Genomic DNA, 1,152 nt, shown 5'->3' on the forward strand with positions numbered 1-1,152 from the left:
CCGCGGGCCCGCGATGAACGCCGCGCCCGCGGCCAACGTGGTGGGCACGGTGGGCACGCCGCGCTCCGCTCCGGCGGGCGCGATGGGCGCGCAGGTGTCCACGAACGTGACGTCCACCCCGGTGTTCGGTCCTCCGGCGCCTCCGGTGGCGGCGCGCAAGGCCACGCCTCCCCAGGCGGCGACGGCCCGCAAGCCGCAGCCTCCGCCGCACCTGCAGGAGCCGCTGCCCAGGGACGCGCAGCCGACGCCTGACGCGAAGGTGCTGCAGGTCTCCATGCTCTGGGGCGACCAGATGCTGGAGGTCCAGCACTTCAAGGATGGCGCGCCGGTCACCATCGGCGAGGGGGCCAGGAACACCTTCACCGTGTACTCGCCGCAGGTGGGCAAGCGCCACGTGCTGGCGGTGAGCAAGGGCGACAAGCTGGAGCTGCGCGCGCCGGCGGGCTCCGGCGTGTTCGTCACCAACAACGGCGACGTGCGCACGAAGGACGCGCTGCGCGCCGCGGGCCAGCTCAACACCGCCACGCCGGACCAGGAGCAGCTCTTCAGCCTGGGCCTGCATGACCGGGCGGAGGTGTCGCTGGGCACGGTGGCGTTCGTGATGCGCTACGTGAAGCCGTCGCCGGCCATCCTGGCGACGTCGCTGTCCGACCGCGACTTCAGCTTCTTCAAGATCGCCGCCATCTGCATCCTCGCCGCGGCGGCGTTCGTCGCCGCGATGCTGCTGACGCCGCACACGGAGACGAAGTCCGCGGACGACGTCTTCGAGTCCCAGCAGCGCGTGGCCAAGTTCCTCATCGCCCCGGAGAAGAAGGTGGAGGCGAAGAAGCTCCAGCTCTCCGGCGCGGAGGAGGGGGCCAAGGCGAAGGACGAAGAGGGCAAGTTCGGCAAGCAGGAGGCGAAGCAGGAGGAGGCCGCGCCCTCCAAGCCGGGCACCCCGGTGGTGGACAAGAGCAAGAAGGAGAAGGACCGCCAGGTGGTGGGCAAGGTGGGCCTCCTGGGCGCGCTCAAGGGCATGAAGGGTGGCGCGTCGGACGTGTTCGGTCCGGGCGGCATCGGCACCGGCATCAACAACTCGCTGGGCGGCCTCAAGGGCGGCGCGGCCATGGGTGACGCGCACGGCGTGGGCGGCATGGGTTCGCGCGGCACGGG

Annotated in this window: 1 pseudogene; it reads left to right on the plus strand. The window is 71.7% G+C overall.

Annotation, left to right across the window (positions count from 1 at the left end):
- Positions 1–106: 106 nt before the first annotated feature.
- A pseudogene (locus tag ACLEQD_RS43890) lies at positions 107–1,152 on the plus strand (hypothetical protein); the annotation flags it as partial.

Origin of the sequence: Corallococcus sp. 4LFB (assembly GCF_046520365.1) — a bacterium.
GTDB classification, from domain to species: Bacteria; Myxococcota; Myxococcia; order Myxococcales; family Myxococcaceae; genus Corallococcus; species Corallococcus caeni.